The sequence below is a fragment of the Aliirhizobium sp. YIM B11859 genome, assembly GCF_057163345.1.
Genome location: NZ_JBXHAY010000002.1, coordinates 684,866 through 704,796, shown reverse-complemented (window position 1 = coordinate 704,796; position 19,931 = coordinate 684,866). Strand labels below are relative to the sequence as shown.

At 61.9% G+C, this 19,931-nt stretch carries 21 protein-coding genes; 10 read left to right on the top strand and 11 right to left on the bottom strand.

Going from position 1 to position 19,931, the window contains the following annotated elements; all coding sequences use genetic code 11:
- Positions 1 to 6: 6 nt before the first annotated feature.
- The gene (locus tag AC2GXZ_RS09615) at positions 7 to 1,821 is read right to left on the bottom strand and encodes a glycosyltransferase family 2 protein (RefSeq protein WP_483758928.1); all 1,815 of its coding nucleotides are present in this window, start codon (positions 1,819 to 1,821) and stop codon (positions 7 to 9) included.
- A 257-nt stretch (positions 1,822 to 2,078) separates the two neighbouring features.
- On the opposite strand from AC2GXZ_RS09615, the gene AC2GXZ_RS09610 reads away from it, so the two are divergent.
- Positions 2,079 to 2,912 (top strand): transporter substrate-binding domain-containing protein, encoded by an 834-nt coding sequence (locus AC2GXZ_RS09610; protein ID WP_483758927.1) that lies wholly within the window; start codon positions 2,079 to 2,081, stop codon positions 2,910 to 2,912.
- Positions 2,913 to 3,027: 115 nt separating this feature from the next.
- On the opposite strand, the gene AC2GXZ_RS09605 is transcribed toward AC2GXZ_RS09610, so the two are convergent.
- The 3 genes from AC2GXZ_RS09605 to AC2GXZ_RS09595 form a co-directional block, all read right to left on the bottom strand.
- Entirely contained in the window at positions 3,028 to 3,690 is a 663-nt protein-coding gene (locus AC2GXZ_RS09605) for a S24 family peptidase (RefSeq protein WP_483758926.1), read from the bottom strand.
- 240 nt (positions 3,691 to 3,930) lie between these two features.
- Positions 3,931 to 4,578: a response regulator transcription factor gene (locus AC2GXZ_RS09600; RefSeq protein WP_483758925.1), complete on the bottom strand. Its 648-nt coding sequence runs from the start codon at positions 4,576 to 4,578 to the stop codon at positions 3,931 to 3,933.
- A 214-nt stretch (positions 4,579 to 4,792) separates the two neighbouring features.
- Positions 4,793 to 5,200 carry a hypothetical protein gene (locus tag AC2GXZ_RS09595; RefSeq protein ID WP_483758924.1) on the bottom strand — a complete coding sequence of 136 codons (408 nt, stop codon included), beginning with the start codon at positions 5,198 to 5,200 and terminating at the stop codon, positions 4,793 to 4,795.
- 147 nt (positions 5,201 to 5,347) lie between these two features.
- Here AC2GXZ_RS09595 and AC2GXZ_RS09590 point away from each other — a divergent pair, with 147 nt between their 5' ends.
- Both AC2GXZ_RS09590 and AC2GXZ_RS09585 read left to right on the top strand, forming a co-directional pair.
- The gene (locus AC2GXZ_RS09590) at positions 5,348 to 5,695 is read left to right on the top strand and encodes a DUF952 domain-containing protein (protein WP_483758923.1); all 348 of its coding nucleotides are present in this window, start codon (positions 5,348 to 5,350) and stop codon (positions 5,693 to 5,695) included.
- Positions 5,692 to 6,792 carry a quinone-dependent dihydroorotate dehydrogenase gene (locus tag AC2GXZ_RS09585; RefSeq protein WP_483758922.1) on the top strand — a complete coding sequence of 367 codons (1,101 nt, stop codon included), beginning with the start codon at positions 5,692 to 5,694 and terminating at the stop codon, positions 6,790 to 6,792. The genes AC2GXZ_RS09590 and AC2GXZ_RS09585 overlap by 4 nt, the downstream gene beginning before the upstream one ends.
- Here the strand turns inward: AC2GXZ_RS09585 and AC2GXZ_RS09580 are convergent, their stop codons facing one another.
- From AC2GXZ_RS09580 to AC2GXZ_RS09570, 3 genes are read right to left on the bottom strand one after another with little or no spacing between them, the layout of a single operon-like run.
- Positions 6,793 to 8,157, bottom strand: a complete 1,365-nt coding sequence (locus AC2GXZ_RS09580; protein ID WP_483759393.1) for an MATE family efflux transporter — start codon at positions 8,155 to 8,157, stop codon at positions 6,793 to 6,795.
- A gap of 42 nt (positions 8,158 to 8,199) precedes the next feature.
- The gene (locus AC2GXZ_RS09575; protein WP_483758921.1) at positions 8,200 to 8,700 is read right to left on the bottom strand and encodes a CAP domain-containing protein; all 501 of its coding nucleotides are present in this window, start codon (positions 8,698 to 8,700) and stop codon (positions 8,200 to 8,202) included.
- A 1-nt stretch (position 8,701) separates the two neighbouring features.
- Positions 8,702 to 8,968 carry a DUF6460 domain-containing protein gene (locus AC2GXZ_RS09570; protein WP_483758920.1) on the bottom strand — a complete coding sequence of 89 codons (267 nt, stop codon included), beginning with the start codon at positions 8,966 to 8,968 and terminating at the stop codon, positions 8,702 to 8,704.
- Between the two features lie 149 nt (positions 8,969 to 9,117).
- Here AC2GXZ_RS09570 and AC2GXZ_RS09565 point away from each other — a divergent pair, with 149 nt between their 5' ends.
- The 6 genes from AC2GXZ_RS09565 (at position 9,118) to AC2GXZ_RS09540 (ending at position 15,176) form a co-directional block, all read left to right on the top strand.
- Positions 9,118 to 10,053: a class I SAM-dependent DNA methyltransferase gene (locus tag AC2GXZ_RS09565; RefSeq protein WP_483758919.1), complete on the top strand. Its 936-nt coding sequence runs from the start codon at positions 9,118 to 9,120 to the stop codon at positions 10,051 to 10,053.
- Positions 10,054 to 10,206: 153 nt separating this feature from the next.
- The gene (locus AC2GXZ_RS09560) at positions 10,207 to 10,809 is read left to right on the top strand and encodes a YitT family protein (RefSeq protein WP_483759392.1); all 603 of its coding nucleotides are present in this window, start codon (positions 10,207 to 10,209) and stop codon (positions 10,807 to 10,809) included.
- Complete coding sequence (locus tag AC2GXZ_RS09555; protein ID WP_483758918.1) at positions 10,809 to 11,453, top strand: YitT family protein; 645 nt, start codon at positions 10,809 to 10,811, stop codon at positions 11,451 to 11,453. Before AC2GXZ_RS09560 ends, AC2GXZ_RS09555 begins: the two co-directional genes overlap by 1 nt.
- Before the next feature lie 41 nt (positions 11,454 to 11,494).
- On the top strand, positions 11,495 to 14,017 hold the full coding sequence (locus AC2GXZ_RS09550; protein WP_483758917.1) for a ligase-associated DNA damage response DEXH box helicase: 2,523 nt from the start codon (positions 11,495 to 11,497) through the stop codon (positions 14,015 to 14,017).
- Positions 14,018 to 14,062: 45 nt separating this feature from the next.
- On the top strand, positions 14,063 to 14,791 hold the full coding sequence (pdeM, locus tag AC2GXZ_RS09545) for a ligase-associated DNA damage response endonuclease PdeM (protein ID WP_483759391.1): 729 nt from the start codon (positions 14,063 to 14,065) through the stop codon (positions 14,789 to 14,791).
- 1 nt (position 14,792) lies between these two features.
- Positions 14,793 to 15,176 carry a hypothetical protein gene (locus AC2GXZ_RS09540; protein WP_483758916.1) on the top strand — a complete coding sequence of 128 codons (384 nt, stop codon included), beginning with the start codon at positions 14,793 to 14,795 and terminating at the stop codon, positions 15,174 to 15,176.
- Here the strand turns inward: AC2GXZ_RS09540 and AC2GXZ_RS09535 are convergent.
- The 3 genes from AC2GXZ_RS09535 to AC2GXZ_RS09525 all read right to left on the bottom strand — a co-directional run bounded on the left by AC2GXZ_RS09535 (position 15,167) and on the right by AC2GXZ_RS09525 (position 17,041).
- The gene (locus AC2GXZ_RS09535) at positions 15,167 to 15,604 is read right to left on the bottom strand and encodes a universal stress protein (protein ID WP_483758915.1); all 438 of its coding nucleotides are present in this window, start codon (positions 15,602 to 15,604) and stop codon (positions 15,167 to 15,169) included. The genes AC2GXZ_RS09540 and AC2GXZ_RS09535 overlap by 10 nt on opposite strands.
- Before the next feature lie 127 nt (positions 15,605 to 15,731).
- Positions 15,732 to 16,454: an anti-sigma factor gene (locus tag AC2GXZ_RS09530; protein WP_483758914.1), complete on the bottom strand. Its 723-nt coding sequence runs from the start codon at positions 16,452 to 16,454 to the stop codon at positions 15,732 to 15,734.
- Positions 16,451 to 17,041 (bottom strand): sigma-70 family RNA polymerase sigma factor, encoded by a 591-nt coding sequence (locus tag AC2GXZ_RS09525; RefSeq protein WP_483759390.1) that lies wholly within the window; start codon positions 17,039 to 17,041, stop codon positions 16,451 to 16,453. The genes AC2GXZ_RS09530 and AC2GXZ_RS09525 overlap by 4 nt, the downstream gene beginning before the upstream one ends.
- Positions 17,042 to 17,288: 247 nt before the next feature.
- Here AC2GXZ_RS09525 and AC2GXZ_RS09520 point away from each other — a divergent pair, with 247 nt between their 5' ends.
- Positions 17,289 to 18,077, top strand: coding sequence for a DUF4394 domain-containing protein (locus AC2GXZ_RS09520; protein ID WP_483758913.1), 789 nt, complete (start codon positions 17,289 to 17,291; stop codon positions 18,075 to 18,077).
- Positions 18,078 to 18,131: 54 nt separating this feature from the next.
- Here the strand turns inward: AC2GXZ_RS09520 and AC2GXZ_RS09515 are convergent, their stop codons facing one another.
- Entirely contained in the window at positions 18,132 to 19,922 is a 1,791-nt protein-coding gene (locus AC2GXZ_RS09515) for a chloride channel protein (protein ID WP_483758912.1), read from the bottom strand.
- Positions 19,923 to 19,931: the final 9 nt, after the last annotated feature.

The window sequence follows — 19,931 nt, the reverse complement described above, 5'->3', positions numbered from 1 at the left end:
AAGGTTTCATGCCTTCGTGGACGGTGTATGCGGCGTCTTGTTCCAGTGGAATGGCTTGGTTTTGAGCTCGATCGCCGCCCGCCAGCTGGCCGCCGATATCATCAGCCAGTAAAAAGGGATAAGAGCCCAGCGCCAGCCGATCAGTCGTTTCTCGTGGTCGATCATCGACCCGACGCCAAGCCCCAGAAAGATCAGATAGCTGCCGAGAATGTTGACGAAATCCATGGCGAACAGCGACAGCGTTCCCAGCGGCAGGTCTTCCTTCGGTGCGTCCAGAAGGGCTGAGGCCCCGAGCCAGAGAAAGATGAAGATCAGCGGGTGGAGCAGGGCGGAGACCAGCATGCCGCCCACCAGAAGCTGAAAGGTGAAAAAGGCGGTCGGCCCCATCTGCTGCATCAGTTTCAAAGGTTCGCGCATCAGCACCAACCATGTCTGCAACCAACCTTTGAACCAGCGGGAGCGCTGCGCCATCCATACCCGTATCTCGACCGGTGCATCCTCCAGCGTCTGCCGTGTAATCACGTCGGATCGGTAGCCGAGCCGATAGAGGCGAAGCCCGATATCGGCATCTTCGGTGACATTGAAAGGATCCCAACCGCCCGCGTCCTTCAGGATCTTCGTCTTGAAATGATTGGAGGTCCCGCCCAGCGGCAGCGGCATCCGCTTTTCCGCCAGAAGCGGCAGAAGCCCCCGGAACAGCGCCGAATATTCCAGTGAAAACAGCGCGCTGATGAAGGATTGCCGGGGATTGGCGATGATCAGCGGCGCCTGCAGGCAGGCAAGTTCCGGCGGACCGGCATGAAAGCGCGCATAGGCCTCGCGCAGCTGATGCGGATGCGGCCGGTCCTCCGCGTCGAAGATCGCCAGATATTCGCCGCTTGCGCAGGAAAGCGCATAGGTGAGCGCCTTCGGTTTTGTCCGCGGCCCGATTGGTGGCACTTTGACGATCTCGAACAGCGGGCCGGGATTGAGCGCCTCGATCGCACGGATCGTTTCCGCATCATCCTCTTCGCAGATCAGCTTGATCTCGAGCAGCGCATGCGGCCAGTCGAGCCGCGACAGGCTCGCCACCAGCTGACCGGCGACCGGCGCCTCCCTGTAAAGCGCCGCCATCACCGTATAGCGCGGCAGCGGCCCGGGCGGCATCTCGATCCCGCCTGCCGCCGCAGGGCGCTGCATCTTGATCGCCAGCGCCACCAGCCGCAGCAGCATCGACGCGAGATAGGTCAGCGACAACACCACATGCAGGAGAAAAAGAGCAGGCATCGGTGCGATCAGCAGTGCCGCCGCTGTCGTCGCGGCAATCGTCCCGGCGGTGAAGCCTTGCCCACCCGACATCACCACCCGCGCCGAAAAATGCGGCAGCGTTTCGAAAAGGGCATTGCTCGCCTGCCGGCCACGTCGCCCTGCACCTGCCGACCAGACCGCACGGCGGATGGCGGAGGGGGTGGTGACGAGCAGGTCGCGCCCGAGAAGCGGCATGGTGGCGAGTGCGGCGGCGAGCGCTGCGAGCCTGCCCGCCTGTGGCACGATCGCAGTCTCCGGCGAGCGATTGCGGTGGGCGAGACGCACCATTGTCGGCCGCTTGAGCTGGCTGTCGAGCCCTGACGCGTCCTTCACCAGGTCGGCATCGATCTCGTCCACGAAGGGCAGTCGCAAAAGTCGCGCGATCGCACCGTAATAGGCAGCCTCGTGAACTTCACCGGAGACAAGCAGTTCGGCTTCCAGCGAGGTGCCATTGGCAAGCGCACGCTCGCGCAAGGCAGCAATCATCGGCTTGGAAAAGCCGAGTGCCGCCAGCGCACCGGGTTCTGATACCAACAAATCCGGTTCTGTCGTTTGGTCTTCTGTCTGTTCCGCCGTGCCGCCGTCCGCGGCCAAACGATCGTCGCAAGCTACCGCCCCCTGCGGCGGATATTCCCCGATGCGCATGGTTCTGTTACACCGTCCCCTAAGGCATCCCGGCTGGGACGCCCGACCCTATCCCGCATGGCATCATAAAGGGGCACCGGATGATTACATCCCCAGTTTGGCAGGGGGCACGCAATCTCTTGGCAGCTTGCCTCGGGGTTGCGGTCATGTTTTTGATACCCGCAAAGGTGCCGGCGGCCGAGCCTCAGGCTGCAAATGGCAGCGATGCGGCAGGTACACTTCCCTTGATGTTCGACAATCGCGAGCGGCTGGCGCGGCCCGATCTGTCGGCCGTCGTTCGCATCCGCATTTTGACCACAGTCGACTTTCCGCCCTTCAATTTCGCCGACCAGACCGGTCGGCTGTCCGGCTTCAACGTCGATCTTGCCCGCGAAATCTGCGCCGAGCTGAAACTGGAGGCGAAATGCCAGATCCAGGCGCTGCCTTTCGAGGACCTCGAAAATACCCTTGAGGCCAATGGCGGCGAGGCGGTCATGGCCGGCATTGCCGTGACACCGGAACTGCGCCAGCGTTTTCTGTTTTCGCGCCCCTATATCGGCATTCCGGCCCGTTTTGCCAGAAGGCGGGCAATGGTCATGCCGGGCGATACTGCCGCCGCTCTGACCACCCAGCGTGTCGGCGTGGTGAAGGACAGCGCCCATGAAGCGATGCTGAAAGCCTTCTTTCCGGTCGTCACGGCGGTTCCCTTTGCGACCGAGCAGGAGATGACGGCAGCCTTGAAGGACGGGGCCGTCGATCTCGCTTTTTCCGACGGCTTGCGGCTACCATTCTGGGTGTCGAGCGAGGCTTCGGCGAAATGCTGCGCCCTGTTCGACGGACCTTATGTGTCGGAGCGGTTTCTCGGGGAGGGCCTGTCGGTCATGGTCCGCAAAACCGATCCGCTTCTCGTCTCAGCCTTCGATCAGGCATTGGCGGAGCTGTCGCGCAATGGCCGGCTGCAGGATCTCTACCTGCGTTATTTCCCCAACGGCCTCTATTGAGGTCTGGGAATTTGTTCCTCATCCCGTTGGGGAGCCAGTCTCCGTCCAGGCGAAACCGCAACCTGATCCGCTCCAAGCCTGTCCGCCGTCCCGCAAAAGCGGTCTGCCGCGTGCCTCACTGGCTTGCCCAGATAATGCGCGCCATCCACTCCACGTCGGAAAGCTCGAACACCCGGTTGGGATGATCGGGATTGAGCGACATCACTTCCACGCTACGTGGGCTCTGGCGGGCGAGAACCTTGGCCATCACCTCGCCCTCGCGGGTTTTCAACACCACCCGGTCGCCGCGTCTCACCTGTGCACCGGGCTCGACGATCAGCACGTCGCCATCGCGATAAAGCGGCATCATCGATTCGCCCTGCACTTCGAGCGCGTAGACGCCGGCCTTGCGGGACGGGTCCACCGGAAATTCCACCACATCCCAGCCCTGGCCGGCCGGAAATCCGCCATCGTCGAAAAAGCCGCCGGCCCCCGCCTGGGCGAAGCCGAGCAGCGGGATCGTGCCGGCCTGCGGCGGAAAGCTGCCGTCGGGGATCTGGTTGCGGCCGCTTGCCGGCAGGTAGCTCATGAACTGGTCGATCGTCGCGCCCGTGGCGTCGAGCACCTTGGAGATCGATTCCGTCGATGGCCATCTCAGCCGTCCATCGGGGCCGAGCCGCTTGGACCGGTTGAACGATGTCGGGTCGAGACCCGCTCTTCTCGCAAGGCCGGAAGGCGTCAGCTGATGACCCTCGGCCAGCCTGTCGATCGCGCTCCATATGGCATCATGTGACAGCATCGTGGCTCATGCCCCGGTCTTTGCCCGGCACCTTGCCCTGGCCCTCCTGCGCTGCCGGTCAATCGGCATGGATCGCAATCGATCGGAGCAGCATGGTGCCAAGGCGTCGGCCAAACGTGAAGCAGCCGGCATCTGCCAGCCTGCATTGGTGCCGGAAACGATCGTCTCCGGCAATCGGGATTTTAGCCGAGCAGCCTCCCGGCGTAAAGGGATGAGAGGAATAAAATCCTTTTATCGGTCTTACGCCACCATCGCCATATTGATCTTGCCGAGCTTGATCACCGCCTGGGTGCGGCTGTCGACATTAAGCTTCAACAGGATGGCCGAAACATGCGCCTTGATCGTTGCCTCCGAAACGCCGAGCTCATAAGCGATCTGCTTGTTGAGCAACCCCTCCGCGAGCATCGTCAGGACCCGGTTCTGCTGCGGCGTCAGCGTTTTCAGCCGGTCGAAGATCTCGTTCACCGCCGGGTCGTCGTCGGCAGGACCGGCATCGCCGCCGGGCATGAATATGCCGCCTTCGAGCACCGTGCGGATACCGTTGCGGATATCGTCGAGGCCCGAGGATTTCGGAATGAAACCCGAAGCGCCGAGCTCGATCGATCGGCGCACGGTGGCACAGTCGTCGGTGGCAGAGACGATGACGATCGGTAAGGTCGAAAGCTGTGCTCTCAGCGTCATCAGCCCGGAAAAGCCGCTGACGCCCGGCATCGCGAGGTCGAGCAGCAAAAGGTCGGCGTCGGGATTATCCTCGCCCGCCTTGAGTGCGGCGGAAAACTCGCCGCATTCGATGATCACGACATCCTCCGCCATGGCCTGCAGGGCCTGGACGAGCGCGCCGCGAAACAAGGGATGGTCGTCTGCGATGATGATTGTGAATGTCTGCATTCCCACGCCTCCTCCCAAAGGCATAGTTGTGCTGGGATGGATATCCCGGGGCCCTCCTCAAGGCCTTGCCTAAATTTGTAACCTTCTTGACGTTTCGAAACAAGGGCGCCGTTCAGGCGCGGCCTGTGGACTTTTGCGTCATCACAGCCTCGTCTGCCGCAATGTGTCGCGGTTTTGCGACAATGGCGATCCGGGCAGACGGCACGAGTCTCTTTCAGGTCCGATCCGGTTGCGGCTCCTCAGGCTTCCCGTCCGTGAATTCGCGTACGATCCCCATGAAGGCTCGCATGAACCGCTCCATGATCGAAAGCGACCGGTCGACCTCGGCGTCGCCCGGCAGCTGGTCGGGAGGCGTCTGACTGAGGCGCTCCTCCAGCGCGGTCACCCGCTTTTCCAGAAGGTCGAGTTCCTTCTCGTAGGCGGCCCGTTCGTCCGGAGCCATCCGGCAGGTCAGTTCGCCGTTCTGGTCATGACATGTCGTCAGGGCGCCGGTCTCGGTGTCCAGTCGTATGATCCCCTGGTCCGTCCGCTCCAGTTGAAACCGCTGCTGCGCCTCCACCCCACCGGCGGCGAGCAATGCTGCCGGAACGAGGCCGGCCACGATGATTGCCAATCTGCGCATATTTGTCTCCTCCGATAGTGATGGACATTTGGCTTCCTTTGCGGCAAACGGTCGGCACCCGCCGCCTGTCGGGGTTAACGGCTTGCGGCGCCCAAAGTTCTCGAAGGCCTGATGATCACGAGGCCAGTCTCGCTCTGGAGATGTGTGATGACGGATACCGTTTACAAAATCGTGCCGGACAGCATTTGGCGTGACGCCAAGACCAAGGGTGTCTTCGATGGCGCCGAGATCGACCACCGTGACGGCTACATCCATTTTTCGACGGGTATCCAGGCGCGGGAAACGGCCCGGCTGCATTTTTCCGGCCTGACCGGGTTGATCCTGGTGGCCGTCAATGCACTCGCCCTCGGGGAGGCGTTGAGATTCGAGCCGTCCCGCGGCGGCGATCTCTTTCCTCACCTTTATGGCACCTTGCCGCTGACGGCCGTCCTTTGGGAAATGCCGCTTCTGATCGGCGTTGATGGCCAGCATGCCTTTCCGGAGAAAATGCCATGATCGGCCGCCTTGCGGGAATTGCCTCCCGCAGTCTTTTCGTCTTTGATCCCGAAACCGCCCATGGCCTGTCGATCGCCGCGCTGAAGACCGGCATCACACCGGTATGCGCCCCGAAGCCGGACCCGCGCCAGGCGCAGACGATAGCCGGCATCCGCTTCGACAATCCGATCGGCCTTGCCGCTGGGTATGACAAGAATGCCGAAGTGCCGGAGACGCTGCTGAAACTCGGTTTCGGCCATGTCGAAATCGGCACTGTCACACCGAAGCCGCAGCCCGGAAATCCGAAGCCGCGGCTGTTTCGGCTGGTCGAGGACAGGGCCGTCATCAACCGCTTCGGTTTCAACAGCGAGGGGCATGAAGCCGCCTTCGCGCGCCTGTCGAAGATCGGCCGCGGGGGCGCCACCGGCGGAATTATCGGCGTCAATATCGGTGCCAACAAGGACAGCGAAGACCGGATCGCCGATTACGTCGCCGGCATTCGCCGCTTCGCCTCGGTCGCCTCCTATTTCACCGCCAATATTTCCTCTCCCAACACGCCCGGCCTGCGCGACCTGCAGGCGCGCGAAAGCCTGAATGCACTTCTGTCGGCAACGCTTTCCGCGCGCAATGAAGAGGCGCAGAAGTCGGGCCGAAAAGTGCCTGTCTTTCTCAAGATCGCGCCGGATCTCACCGAGGAAGGTTTGGACGATATCGCCGCCGAAGTGCTGGCGCATGAGCTTGACGGCCTGATCGTTTCCAACACCACCCTGTCGCGCGAGGGCCTGAAGGATCAAGTCCAGGCGAAGGAGGCGGGCGGCATGTCCGGCGCGCCGCTTTTTGCCCGCTCGACGGCGGTTCTTGCACGCATGCGCAAGCGCGTCGGTCCCGACCTGCCGATCATCGGCGTCGGCGGTGTCGGCAGTGCCGAGGATGCACTGGAAAAGATCCGCGCCGGTGCCGATCTCGTCCAGGTCTATTCCTGCATGGTTTATGAAGGCCCGGGCCTGCCGGGCGCCATCACCCGCGGGCTGTCGAAGCTTCTCGACCGCGAAGGCGTGAAATCGATCCGCGATCTGCGCGATAGCCGCGTCGATCACTGGGCCTCTCTGACAATCTAGCTAAAAGCTCTGGCGAATCTTCGATGGCAGCATGGCGAGCAGCAACAGGCCGCGCATGCCCAGAAAAAGGTTGAGCGACAGCCACAGGCCGTGATTGGCAAAAGCCGGCACGAACACGGCAAGGCTGATGCAGAAGCCGGCAAGCGAAACCAGCATCATGTTGCGCATCGCCCGTGACCATGTCGCCCCGATGAACACGCCGTCTAGCTGGAAGGCGAGCGCCCCGGTAATGCCGGTCAGCGCTGCCCAGCCGAGATGCGCCTGCGCCTCGGCGCGCACCGGCTCCGATGTCGTCAACAGCGCGATGATATCCGCGCCGAAGATCACGAAGAACAACGCGAGCAGTCCCGCCATGGCAAAAGACCACAGGGCCGTCAGTTTCAGTGCCTCGTCGAAGGCCGGGCGGTAGCGCGCACCGATGGCGCGCCCGGCCAGTTGCTCGGCCGCGCCCGCCAGTCCGTCGAGAAAAAACGAGCACAGCATGAAGACGTTCATCAACACCGCATTGGCCGCAAGCGTCACGGCGCCGAAGCTGGCGCCTATCCGGGTGATGATCGCATAGGCGCTGTTGAGCACCAGCGTGCGGATCAGGATGTCGGCATTGAGCTGGAACAACGCTTTCAGCCGGTCTCGGTCGAGAATTTCGGCAAGGCTTGGTCTGTTGCCCGGTATCGCCCGAAGCTGCGCAAAAACGATTGCCAGCCCGACCAGGGCGCCGATCGTCTCGGCACAGGCCGTGCCCCATGCAACCCCGTCCACGCCCCAGCCGAAATGCAGCCCGAGCAGGATAGACAGGACGATATTGCTGCCGTTGATGACGATCTGCAGCACAAGCCCGGTCATGCCCTGGCCGCGTCCCAGCACATAACCGAGAATGGCGAAATTGATGAATGTCGCCGGGCTGCTCAACACCCGAATGCCGAAATAATGTCGCGTCACGTCGCCGACGGCTGCATCATCCGTCATCAGTCCGGGCGCATGGGCAATGATCAGCGGTGTCGCAAGAAGCATCATCAGGCCGAGCCCGATCGCGCTGATGAAGGCGCGCCAGAATACGGCCTGCTCCTCTCGGCCATCGCCCCGGCCATAGGCCTGCGCCGTAAGCCCGGTGGTCGAGGTACGAAAGAAGCTCAGACTGCCGAAGATGAGGTCGAAAAGGATGGCGCCGATGGCAAGCCCCGCAAGTGCTGCCGGATCACCGAGCCTGCCGACGACGCCGGTTGCGGTAAGCCCGAGCAGCGGTGTTGTGAGGTAACCGAGCGTCATGGGCAGTGCGATCGACAGCACGGCCTTGTGGGTCACCGTGAACGGGCGCATTGCCGGATCGCCGCCGGTGCCGCCATGCTCGCCTGACTGTTGGCCCATCGTCCCCGACATGTGAAAAGCCCCCGCCTCAGTCTTTCGGCGTCAGCCGGACAGAACCATCGACCAGTAGGAACGCCCGTCCGCAGCTGTCGCCATGGCAACGCCGAGGCCACGATAGTGTCCGAGCATGTTTTCCAGATGCTTGGGGGAATCGATCCAGGCCTGAACCGCGGCTTCCACCGAATGCTGGCCGCTGGCGATGTTTTCCGCCGCCGGAAGCTTGACGTCGCTGCGCTTCATGCGGGCGCCGAAATCGTCGCCGATCCCGATCAGGTGTTTCATCTCCTCGGCCTTGGCCATCCGGATCGCCTGAATGGCCGCTGCCGTGCGGGCCGGTGCATCCAGCGTCAGCGCGGAAAGCCCCTTGCTGGCCCTGAGCTTGTTGACCATCGGCAACGCTGCCACGGTATCGTCTTTCGAACCCGGCGTCGGCGCAAGCGCCGTCGTGGTGGAACAGCCGGCCAGCATCAGGCCTGTTCCGGCCAGTGTCAGGCCGGAGAGAGCGAGAAAACCTCGCCGTGAAGAAACAGCATTTCCAGTCATGTCAGCGGCGATAGCTCATCAGGCGAAGGACGACGAAGATTGGAATAACGATGATCGCGCCAAGCAGCAGATAGTCGCCGACGCGTCCGAGCGCGCGGAAACCGTTATACCAGAGGTCGAGGAAGTAGTATCGGATACTGTCGACGATATTGTCGGGCGTGAAGCCGAAGAAGGCGAGCACGAAACCGACGATGAGACACACGACGATCAGCTTGATGATCGTGCGACCGATGGAATCGCCGAGGAACCTGTTCATGCCGTCCGCCATTCTCGATCGTCTCCGTTGCGTCCAGATGCCATAGCCGCAGCAGCAGCGGCGTTCAACCTTCAGATAGTCACTCTGGCTCGCTCCTCAAATAGAACTTGAGTTTTTTTGTGGCTTCGGCAATGACCGGCGACACTTCAGGACAATAAAAGATGAGCCAGTTCTCTTCCGGTGACGTGATCGCCGACCGTCGCGCCGATTATGCCCGCATGCTGGCGGAAGGGCGGGACTTCGTTGCCGCTGCCGAACTGATGGAGCAGGCACTTGAACTGACGCCCGGCTGGGCCGCGGGCTGGTTCCGCCTTGGCGAATATCGCGAGAAGGCCGAGCTTGGAAGTGCGGAACACGCCTATCGTCAGGCCCTGCAGCTTGAACCGGACGATGTCTTCGGTTCGACCCTGAAACTCGCGGTCATCGGTGCCGAAAATACGCCCGACCAGCCGCCGAGCCGTTATGTCGAAAGCCTGTTTGACCAATACGCCGACCGCTTTGAAACGTCGCTCGTCGAAAAGCTTCATTATTCCATTCCCGGCAAGCTGGCAGCGCTCGTTGCTCCGCACGGGCCGTTTGCGCTGACGATTGATCTCGGTTGCGGCACCGGATTGCTCGGCGCCGAACTTCGCGGGCTCAGCCTGCGGCTGGAAGGTTTCGACATCTCCCAGAACATGCTGGCCAAGGCCGAGGAAAAGGGCCTCTACGACCATCTCGGCCAGACCGACTTGAACCTTGCGGCAGATGAGAGTGGTCTTTTCGGCCCGAACCTGCCTGCGCACCGTGCCGATCTCGTGTCGTCCGCCGACGTGATGATGTATCTCGGCTCCCTGGAAAACGTCTTCCTGCTGGCGAGCGGCCTGCTTGCCCAAGACGGGCTGTTTGCCTTTTCGGTAGAGGATGCGCTCGACGAGGAAAACCAGGTACACGGCTTGGTGCTGCGTGACAGCCTGCGTTATGCCCATACCGAAGCCTATCTTCGCCTGGCTCTTGCCCGCCACCGGTTCGAATTGCTGAACCTGGAGCGCACCACCATTCGCATGGATGCCGAAAAGCCGGTCGAAGGCATTATGATTGTGTCGCGCAAAACAGCCTGAATGGGCGTTTTCTTGCGATTTTGCGTCCCCCCATCACGCCGTGTTGATGGCGCTTGAAGAAGCCGCTATCGCGATGCACAATCGCCGCAAAAAAAGGGGACGAATTTGGCTGACGAACAGGGCGCACAGAAGCGCCGCTTGGGCTTCTACAGCATGGATCCGGCGCGTCATACGCCGCTTGAGGATGCGCAGGGCATTTTCATCAGTGCCATGGTCGCAGCCCTTGGTCTCTATATGCTCAACCAGGTCGGACTTTTGACCAGCGGCATCGCGGGCGTTGCCTTTCTTCTGCATTATGCTTTCGGCTGGTCCTTCGGCCTGCTTTTCTTCATCGTCAACCTGCCGTTCTATTACCTGTCGATCCGCAGGCTCGGCATCGGGTTTTCCTTCAAGACCTTCGTCGCCATCGGGCTGGTATCGATCATTGCGGAACTGGAACACCGGTTCATCACTTTCAGCCATCTCGACCCGTTCTGGACGGCCCTTCTCGGCGGCATTCTGCTCGGCTTCGGTCTGCTCGGGCTTTACCGTCACCGCTCTTCGCTCGGCGGCATCGGCATTCTGGCAATCTACATTCAGGACCGGTTCAAGATCCCGGCCGGCCTTGTCCAGCTCGCCTTCGATCTCTGCGTCATGGCTGCCGCCTTTTTCGTCGTCAGCCCGGTGACGGTCATGTGGTCGCTTCTGAGCGCCGTGGTCCTCAACCTGCTTCTCACCATCAACCACCGGTCCGACCGGTATATCGCGGTGCGCTGATGACACGTGTTTCCGAGAAGAAAAGCCCGATCGGCTTCTGGGCCTCCTCGACGGAAAGACATTCGATCATCGAGGATATCCAGGGCGTCATTGCCGGCTCCATGCTCGCAGCCCTCGGTGTCATCATGCTGCAGGCGGCCCATCTCTTGATCGGCGGCACCGCCGGCCTCGGTTTTCTGCTGCGTTATTCGACCGGCGTCAGCTTCGGCCTGGCCTTCTTCACCATGAACCTGCCATTCTATTGGCTCGCCTATAAACGTCTCGGCGCTGTTTTCACGGTCAAGACCTTTGCCGCCGTGGCGCTCACCTCGGTGCTGACTGGTGTCCTGCCGCAGCTCATCACCTTCGGCAGCCTCGAGCCGATCACCGCCGCGCTTTTCGGCGGCCTGCTGATCGGTTGCGGCATGCTTGTCCTGTTCCGCCACCGCGCCTCGCTCGGCGGTTTCGGCATCCTGGCGCTTTATCTGCAGGACAGGTTCGGCTGGCGTGCGGGCTTCGTCCAGTTGGGACTGGACTGCGTCGTGCTCGTCCTGTCCTTCTTTGTCGCCGGCCCCTTCGTCATCGCCTGTTCGGTCGCTGCCGCATTGACGCTTAACCTGACGCTCGCCATCAACCACCGCACCGACCGCTACATCGTCCGGTAGCCGATCTTCTTTTCCGCGGTCTAAGGCTTATCTTTGGTAGCGTGGATCTCGTCGACACCAAAATTTCCGGCCATGACGCCGTGACACTGCCCCGGCCGTTCCTGAAATGGTTCGCGAACAAGGGCTGGCAGCCGCGCGCCCATCAGCTGGAACTTCTGGCCCGCGCGCAAGCCGGCGAGAACATGCTCCTGATCGCCCCGACCGGTGCCGGTAAGACGCTGGCCGGTTTCCTGCCCTCGCTCACCGATCTCGTTACACGCGGAAAAATTCCGCCGGGTTCCGCCTTCACCGGCATCCACACGCTCTACATCTCGCCGCTCAAGGCGCTTACCGTCGATATCGAGCGCAACCTGATGAAGCCGGTCAACGAGATGGGGCTTGCCGTCACGGTCGAAAACCGCACCGGCGACACGCCGCAGGCCAAGCGCCAGCGCCAGAAGCTCAACCCGCCCGATATCCTGCTGACCACGCCCGAACAGCTGGCGCTGCTTCTGGCCAACAAGGAGGCGGAGCGGTTTTTCAGGGACCTGAAATATGTCGTCCTCGACGAACTGCATTCATTGGTCACCTCCAAGCGCGGCCATCTCCTGTCGCTCGGCCTTGCCCGCCTGCGCAGACATGCACCGGACATGCAGACGATCGGCCTCTCGGCAACCGTCGCCGATCCGATGGATCTGCAGCGCTGGCTGGTTCCGCAAGGCGAAAATCCGGCTCCTCCCGCCGGGCTCGTCCATGTCACCGGCGGGGCCGCCCCCGACATCACCATTCTTTCCACCGAGACCCGCATTCCCTGGTCCGGCCACGTCTCCACCTATGCCATCCCCGAGGTCTACGAGGAGATCCGCCGCCACAAGACAACGTTGATCTTCGTCAATACCCGCTTCCAGGCCGAGCTCCTGTTCCAGACGCTCTGGACCATCAACGAGGACAATCTGCCCATCGCGCTGCATCACGGTTCTCTCGATGCCAGCCAGCGCCGCAAGGTGGAGGCAGCGATGGCCGACAACAAGCTGCGCGCTGTCGTCGCCACCTCGACGCTCGACATGGGCATCGACTGGGGCGATATCGATCTCGTCGTCCATGTCGGCGCGCCAAAGGGCGCTTCGCGCCTTGCCCAGCGCATCGGTCGCGCCAATCACCGCATGGACGAACCGTCCAAGGCGATCCTCGTGCCGGCCAACCGTTTCGAGGTGATGGAATGCCAGGCTGCCCTCGACGCCAACTATCTCGGCGCCCAGGACACGCCGCCGGTCGGCGAGGGCGCGCTCGATGTGCTGGCCCAGCATGTTCTCGGCATGGCCTGCGCCGAGCCTTTCGATCCGCTCGAACTTTATGAAGAGATCACCTCGGCCTCGCCCTATCGCGACCTCTCCTGGGAAATGTTCGAGCGCATCGTCGATTTTGTTGCGACCGGCGGTTATGCGCTGCGCAGCTATGAACGTTACGCAAAGATCCGCAGGATGGACGATGGTCGCTGGCGCGTCTCCAATCCGCAGATCGCCCAGCAATACCGCATGAACCTCGGCACCATCGTCGAGGCTGCCGAGCTCAATGTCCGGCTCGTCAAGCGCAATGCCAAAGGCACCCTTGGCAGGGGAAGCATGACCTTGGGCAAGGTCGAGGAATATTTTCTCGAACAGCTGGTACAGGGCGACACCTTCTTGTTCGCCGGCAAGGTTCTGCGTTTCGAAGGCATCCGCGAAAACACCTGCCTGGTCTCCAATGCCTTTTCGCTCGACCCGAAAATCCCGGCTTATGCCGGCGGAAAGTTTCCGCTCACCACCTATCTGGCCGACCAGGTGCGTGCCATGCTGGCCGATCCCGACCGTCGCACCGGCCTGCCGGATCAGGTCCGCGACTGGCTGTCGATGCAGCGCGAGCGCTCCATGCTGCCGAAACAGGATGAGCTGCTGATCGAGACCTTTCCACGCGGCAAACGCTTTTTCATGATCGCCTATTGTTTCGAAGGCCGCCTGGCGCATCAGACGCTCGGCATGCTTCTCACCCGACGGCTGGAGCGCCTAGGCGCCCGCCCGCTTGGTTTCGTCGCGACAGACTATTCGTTGGCGATCTGGGGTCTGAACGACATGGGCGCCATGATCGACGAAGGCACCTTGAGCCTCTCCGACCTGTTCGACGAGGACATGCTGGGCGATGATCTCGAAGCTTGGCTTGACGAAAGCTACATGCTCAAGCGCACCTTCCGCAATTGTGCCGTGATTTCCGGTTTGATCGAGCGGCGCCATCCGGGCAAGGAAAAGACCGGCCGGCAGGTGACGGTCTCGACCGACCTGATCTACGACGTGCTGCGTACCCACGAACCGGATCACGTGCTTCTGGAGGCGACACGGCGTGATGCAGCCTCGGGACTTTTGGATATCGGCCGGTTGGGCGATATGCTGTCTCGAATCAAGGGGCACATCACCCATCGTGACCTCGATCGTGTATCGCCGCTCGCGGTGCCGATCATGCTGGAGATCGGCAAGGAAAACATTCCGGGCGAAGCGCATGAGGCGGTGCTGCAGGAAGCGGCGGACGAGTTGATTGCGGAGGCCGGATTGTAGTGTCGGGTTCTTACCCGAATGGAACAGGAAGACGATACCACCGTGATGCACCGCCTCGGGCTTGCCGCCCGCACCATGATCGCAGGCCAGCCCGCCGGCACCGAGGACATCCTCGTCCACGGTGTTGCAGCCGTCTGCGATCCGCTGGGTGGCCTCTACCTGCCCGATACCGCAACCCTCGTCGTCTCCGATCTGCATCTTGAAAAGGGGGCCGCCTTCGCTCGCCGCGGCATGCTGCTGCCGCCCTATGATACGATCGCGACCCTCAACATTTTGGCTGCCGTCATTGCCCGCTACGATCCGAAAATCGTCATATCGCTGGGCGATAATTTCCACGACCGCCGCGGCTCCGAACACCTGCCCGTCGATCTCAGGAAGACGATCTCCGATATGGCGCGCGGCCGCGACTGGATCTGGATCAACGGCAACCACGATCCCGACGGCACCACCGGTCTGCCGGGCCTGTCGAGCGACGAACTCGTCCATGGCGGCCTTACCTTCCGCCACGAACCGAGCCTGATATCGTCAAAGGGAGAGATTGCCGGCCATCTTCATCCTGCGGCCACCGTCCGCCGCCGCGAAAAGTCGGTTCGCCGCCCGTGTTTCGCCAGCGATGGCCATCGTTTGCTCATGCCCGCCTTCGGCGTCCTGACCGGCGGCCTCGATCTGCGCCATCGGGCGCTGCAGGGCCTGTTCGCCCGCGAAACGCTGGTCGCCCATCTCCTCGGCCGCGATCGCATCTATTCCGTGCGCTATGGGAGTCTGATGGGCTGACATGCGTCGGGCAACCAAGATCGTCATCGCCGTAGTCCCGGCCTTGGTACTCCTCATCGCCATTGGCTGTCGGTCCGACGTGTTGGTGCTGCGCATCACCCGCGACAATTTCGCGGGCGGTCAACTGAGCGCGTGGGATCATGTCGTGCAGCTACCCGCCGGCAGCGGCACGACATGGTCTATTTTCCGCGCCGGATACGGTGAATCCGAGTTCCGCCTTGATTGCGGTGACGGCAGAGCAGCCAGAGACGGTTATCTGGAGGGAGGCCCGATTCAATATGTGGACCTCACCATTGCAGACTGCCGGTTCGACGAAGTCGGAATTCCCCGGATGATCATCGGGGCTCCGATCGATCTTCTCAGCTATGTCCCCGATCACCGATAAACCAGCACCGGCAGTTTCGATCCGGCCAGCACCTTCATCGTCACGCTGCCGAGCATGAAGGCCTTGAAGCCCGAGCGTCCATGCGATGCCATGACGATCGCGTCGCAGCCCTGAGCCTCCGCCGTCTTGACGATGCAGCCAGCTGCGTCGACGCTTTGTTTCTTGACGATCTCGCAGGTAAGGTTGCGATGTTGCGCGGCCGTCTTGGCATCGGCCAAGATGCCGTCTGCCTGTTCGTTTGCCCGCTGCTCGTATTCGGCATAGGCGATGTCCATGCCGACCGGGTAGACGGTAAACACCTGCAGCGGTTCGATCACCGCCAGAACCGTCACCTGCGAATTGCTTTCACGGGCAAAGTCGAATGCCTTTTCAAGCGCCTGTGTGGAAAGCGGCGAACCGTCGGTCGGGATGAGAATATGTTTGAACATTTTTTGACCTCCTTGGGTGACCTCCCTGGTCAAGGTCATCTTCGCACCGGCACGGTGCCGCACATTGACCTGTCTCAAACCGGTTCCCCGACCCGTCGATTGACCGCCTCGTTCCGGAGGCGACCGGTCAGCGTGCCAGTCTGGCAAATCCCTTGGCGAGGATCGGCCCGGTCGGACGCCCGCTCGGCGAGCCTCCCGCCTGTTCGAGCGTGATCTCGTAAAGCTGCGCATCCTGAGGCCGCGGCAGCGTCCACCCGCTCAGTCTGGCCGAATGCCTGTCATCCAGAAGGCCGAGCGACATCGGTCCCATCTCACGCGATGGCAGGGTCCAGACCTGCATCGTCTTGTCGGCGGGAACGGTGAAGTCGGTAAGCAGCTTGATACTGGCCGTATCGTTGCCGAAATCCTCGACCACCGCCTGCACCTCTCCCCTCTCGTTCAAGAGCACGGCCACGACCAATGGCTCGACGGTGCGGCCGACACTCCACACCAGCCCGACGGCCAGCATCAGCGAGGCGGCAATCGCCGAGATTGCCGTCGCCCGCCAGCCGCCGCGCCGATTGTCGTTTAGAGCGACCGGAAATCTCGGAGAAACGTCAGCGATCGATGGAACATCCGGCTCGTTGTTCGGTAGCCGTGTCTCGATCTTCTCCCATAACGCCGGTGATATGGATGCCGGTTCGATACCGGTATCCAGCGGCAGAAACCGCTCGCGGGCTTCCGCCACTGCTTCGGCCAGAAGGGCATTATTCTGGCTCTCTTCTTCCACCTGCGCCATATCGGCGTCGTCGAGAAGTCCAAGCACGTATTCGTCGGCGATAGCGGCAAGGTTTTCGGGAGTAAGCTTCATGCCATGCACTCCCGCAGCGTCAGTAACCCGCGCCGGATCCAGGATTTCGCGGTGCCGAGCGGCAGACTCAGGCGGCCGGCGATTTCGCCATGCGTATAACCGCCGACATAGGCCATCAGGATGCCGCGCCGTTTGATCTCATCAAGCCGGCCGAGGCATTCCTTCAGCCGGCTGTTGCGGTCCAGGCGGTTCCAGGCCGCCATGATCTGCGCCAGCTGTTCATCGTCCTGCAGCACCTCCAGCCGGTCTGCGCCGACCAGATCTTCGCGTTTTCCGTCACGCACCATGTTGAGCGCACGATTGCGCACGATCGCGTAAATCCAGCCGCGCGCCGATCCGCGCTCGGGGCTGTATTGATGCGCATGGGTCCAGATGCGGATGAAGGCCTCCTGCACCACGTCTTCGGCGAGCTCGCGGCGCTTGACGATCCGCTGTGCAACGGCGACCAGCCGGCCGGCCTCGTGGTCGAAGATGCGACGCAATCCGCCGCGATCGCCTTTCGCGCAGGCAAAAAGCGCTGCTGCGAGATCCGTCGATTGGTCTGTCGCCAAGGCCCGGTCGTCCTCTCTCCCCAGGTATTCGCGCATTCGCGAATATTCCATCTCTGCTGTTGCCACGGCGGACATGCGCTCGTCCAGTCCTTGAAGTTTCCCGCAGCCGCTACAGGGCCGCATATGGAAGACACGGCGAATGAGGAAATGGATGCAGGCGAATAAATATTTTCAAGCGCTGCATCCAGACGCATCGCCCCGTGTGTCTTCCCTTCCGAGAGTGGTTCACAGGCTGAGTGCCGGATCGCTCTCCACGATTTTGGAAACACAACGGGAGAAAGCCATGAACATCGCTCGCACCATCCTCGCCGCTTCCACCATCCTCGCCGCATCGGCCGCTGCCGTCTCCGCTGCTCCGGTTCTCGGTCTGACGGGAGACAAGACGCTCGTCATGTTCGACACTGAAAAGCCTGCCGTCACCAAGACCATGGATGTCACCGGCGTGACCAAGCTTGTTGGTATCGACTATCGCCCCGGCACGAAAACCGTCATCGGTGTCACGCCGGAACACACGATCGTCTCCATCAATCTTGAGACCGGCGCCGCCACCGAAGTCGCCAAGATGGACAAGATGCTGACCCTGACGCAGGCGCCGGTCGTGGTCGATTTCAATCCGATGGCTGATCGTCTGCGCTTCATGACCGGCACCACCAACCACCGCGTCCATCCGGATACTGGTGCTGTCACCGTCGATGGCGTCCTCGCTTATGAGGATGGCGATATGCACAAGGGTGAGACCCCGAACATTGTCGCGGCCGGCTATACCAATTCGGTCGGCAAGCCTGAAAAGACCGCGATGTACAATATCGATGCCACCATCGGCGCGCTGGTTCAGCAGACCAAGCCGAATGACGGCACGCTGAAGGCGATCGGCAAGCTCGGCATCAAGGCCATGCCGGCGACCTATGCCTTCGATATCCAAGGCATGGAAGGTGGCAAGAACACCGCCTATCTCGCGGCAAACAAGATGCTCTACACGGTCAACCTTGAAACCGGCGCGGCAACCGAAGTCGGAGCCATTACCGGCGTTGAAAACGAGGTGCGTGACATCGCCGTTCTTCCGGCAATGTGACGCAAGGGACGAGGGGCGCAGAAATTTCCGTGCCCCTCGTTCAACCAGCCGGGATCAGAGTTCGCCGGAAATCTCGCGCCGCCGTCGGTCGAGTTCTTCGGTGTAGCGCCGTAGCGTATGGCTTTCGGAAAGCTGGCCCACCACCCTGCGCTCGATCTGGTTGTTGACCACCGCCAGCGCTTCGGACTCCGTCCTGTCGAACATCGCGGCAGCCTGCTTGGCATTCATGCTCCGCAAAAGCACGTCGTTCCTGTAGCGCAGGAAAGATGAGAGTTCCGGCGCCTCCTCTCCGTCATCTCGTGGTGCCGCATAGATTTCCGGCGTCAGGATCATGCCGACATATTTGTCGTTCTCATCGATCACGATCACCCGCTGCGTCGAGCCGAGCGGAAACTCCTTGCGGAATTCGTCCATCGTCATGCCCGCTTTCGCCGTCTTCACGTCGGCACGCATCAATTTGTCGACCGTCAGGTTGCGGATCCAGCCGATATCGTGGGCACTTCTGATGCTTTCACCACGAAGGTGAAAACGCCATGTCGCGAACGAATAGCCGAATGTGGTGCGCACCACGACCGATGAGGTGATGACGGCGGCAAGCGCCAGCGCCGTGATCGGAAAGTCGCCGGTCACCTCCAGCGCCAGGAACGTCATCGTCAGCGGCCCGCCGATCACCGCCACCGACAATGCGCTCATGCCGACGATTGCGTAGGTGACCGGCGCAAGCGTCGCATTGGCAAACAGGAAGGGCGTTGAATAGGCAAACAGCTTGCCGATCAGCGCGCCGAGGAACAGCGAGGCAAAAAACAGCCCGCCGCGGAAGCCGGCACCGATGCTGATCGCCGAGGCGACGGATTTCAACAGCAGCAGGGCGACGACGGCGCCGATCGCCATATGCTGGTTGAGGCTCTCGTGCAGCGCTCCGTGACCGGCTGATAGCACCCGTGTGTCGATGAGTGCCAGAAGGCCGACCACCACCCCGCCGATCGCCGGCCGGAAGATCGGCGAGATCGAACTCTTGCGTGCCAGTTCCTCCACATAGCTCACGCCGTTCATCAAAAGAATGCCGCCGCCGGCGCAGATCATGCCCAGCACGACGGCCGGCAGATAGTCGGCCGGCACCACGGTGCCGATGCTGTCGATATCGATCAGGAAGGCATCGCCAACGAACAGCCGTGTCACGAAGGTCGCCGCCAGTGCCGAGACGACAACCGGCGCAAGGCTCATGATCGTGTAGGTACCGATGATCAGCTCGAACGCGTAAAACGCGCCCGTCAGCGGTGCGTGAAAGGCGGACGCGATGGCGGCCGCTGCGCCGCAGCCGACCAGGATCCTGACATCGCCACGTCGCAACTGCAGAAGCAGACCGATCTTGGAGGCGATCCCCGAGGAAAGCTGGGTGTAACCGGCCTCAAGCCCGATCGACGCACCGAAGCCGTTGGAGATCAGGTTCTGCACCGCAACCACGATACTATCGGTCAGTGACAGCCGCCCGCCGTGAAGCGCATTGGCCTCGATCGGGTCGACCATCGGTTTCTTGCGCCACTTGCGCAGAATGAGCAAAAGCCCACCCATCACCACGCCACCGGCCGCCGGCGCCCACAGGACCACCATCGGACGCAGGTTGGCGGCGGCGCTGAGCCTTTCACCCGCACCGATATCGAAGATCAGCACCTGCAGTTCATGGGCGATGAAGCTCATTGCCGCGACGGCCAGGCCGGCGAGCAGGCCGACGATTGCCGCAACCAGGATCAGGCCGAATTCGCTGCGCCTGATCAGCACACGCAACTGTGCCGGTTTCAACAGGTGGCGGAAATCGGGCAGTCGGTCGACGATATGTTTCAGCATGATGGCAAT

Coding starts and splice junctions, on each gene's coding strand:
- AC2GXZ_RS09540 (WP_483758916.1), top strand. CDS start 14,793: ATGCGTCGGGCAACCAAGATCGTCATCGCCGTAGTCCCGGCCTTGGTA.
- AC2GXZ_RS09570 (WP_483758920.1), bottom strand. CDS start 8,968: ATGGCGGACGGCATGAACAGGTTCCTCGGCGATTCCATCGGTCGCACG.
- AC2GXZ_RS09515 (WP_483758912.1), bottom strand. CDS start 19,922: ATGCTGAAACATATCGTCGACCGACTGCCCGATTTCCGCCACCTGTTG.
- AC2GXZ_RS09585 (WP_483758922.1), top strand. CDS start 5,692: ATGATCGGCCGCCTTGCGGGAATTGCCTCCCGCAGTCTTTTCGTCTTT.
- AC2GXZ_RS09610 (WP_483758927.1), top strand. CDS start 2,079: ATGTTTTTGATACCCGCAAAGGTGCCGGCGGCCGAGCCTCAGGCTGCA.
- AC2GXZ_RS09580 (WP_483759393.1), bottom strand. CDS start 8,157: ATGGGCCAACAGTCAGGCGAGCATGGCGGCACCGGCGGCGATCCGGCA.
- AC2GXZ_RS09555 (WP_483758918.1), top strand. CDS start 10,809: ATGACACGTGTTTCCGAGAAGAAAAGCCCGATCGGCTTCTGGGCCTCC.
- AC2GXZ_RS09560 (WP_483759392.1), top strand. CDS start 10,207: ATGGATCCGGCGCGTCATACGCCGCTTGAGGATGCGCAGGGCATTTTC.
- AC2GXZ_RS09565 (WP_483758919.1), top strand. CDS start 9,118: ATGAGCCAGTTCTCTTCCGGTGACGTGATCGCCGACCGTCGCGCCGAT.
- pdeM (WP_483759391.1), top strand. CDS start 14,063: ATGCACCGCCTCGGGCTTGCCGCCCGCACCATGATCGCAGGCCAGCCC.
- AC2GXZ_RS09600 (WP_483758925.1), bottom strand. CDS start 4,578: ATGCAGACATTCACAATCATCATCGCAGACGACCATCCCTTGTTTCGC.
- AC2GXZ_RS09590 (WP_483758923.1), top strand. CDS start 5,348: ATGACGGATACCGTTTACAAAATCGTGCCGGACAGCATTTGGCGTGAC.
- AC2GXZ_RS09605 (WP_483758926.1), bottom strand. CDS start 3,690: ATGCTGTCACATGATGCCATATGGAGCGCGATCGACAGGCTGGCCGAG.
- AC2GXZ_RS09535 (WP_483758915.1), bottom strand. CDS start 15,604: ATGTTCAAACATATTCTCATCCCGACCGACGGTTCGCCGCTTTCCACA.
- AC2GXZ_RS09595 (WP_483758924.1), bottom strand. CDS start 5,200: ATGCGCAGATTGGCAATCATCGTGGCCGGCCTCGTTCCGGCAGCATTG.
- AC2GXZ_RS09525 (WP_483759390.1), bottom strand. CDS start 17,041: ATGCGCGAATACCTGGGGAGAGAGGACGACCGGGCCTTGGCGACAGAC.
- AC2GXZ_RS09520 (WP_483758913.1), top strand. CDS start 17,289: ATGAACATCGCTCGCACCATCCTCGCCGCTTCCACCATCCTCGCCGCA.
- AC2GXZ_RS09530 (WP_483758914.1), bottom strand. CDS start 16,454: ATGAAGCTTACTCCCGAAAACCTTGCCGCTATCGCCGACGAATACGTG.
- AC2GXZ_RS09575 (WP_483758921.1), bottom strand. CDS start 8,700: ATGACTGGAAATGCTGTTTCTTCACGGCGAGGTTTTCTCGCTCTCTCC.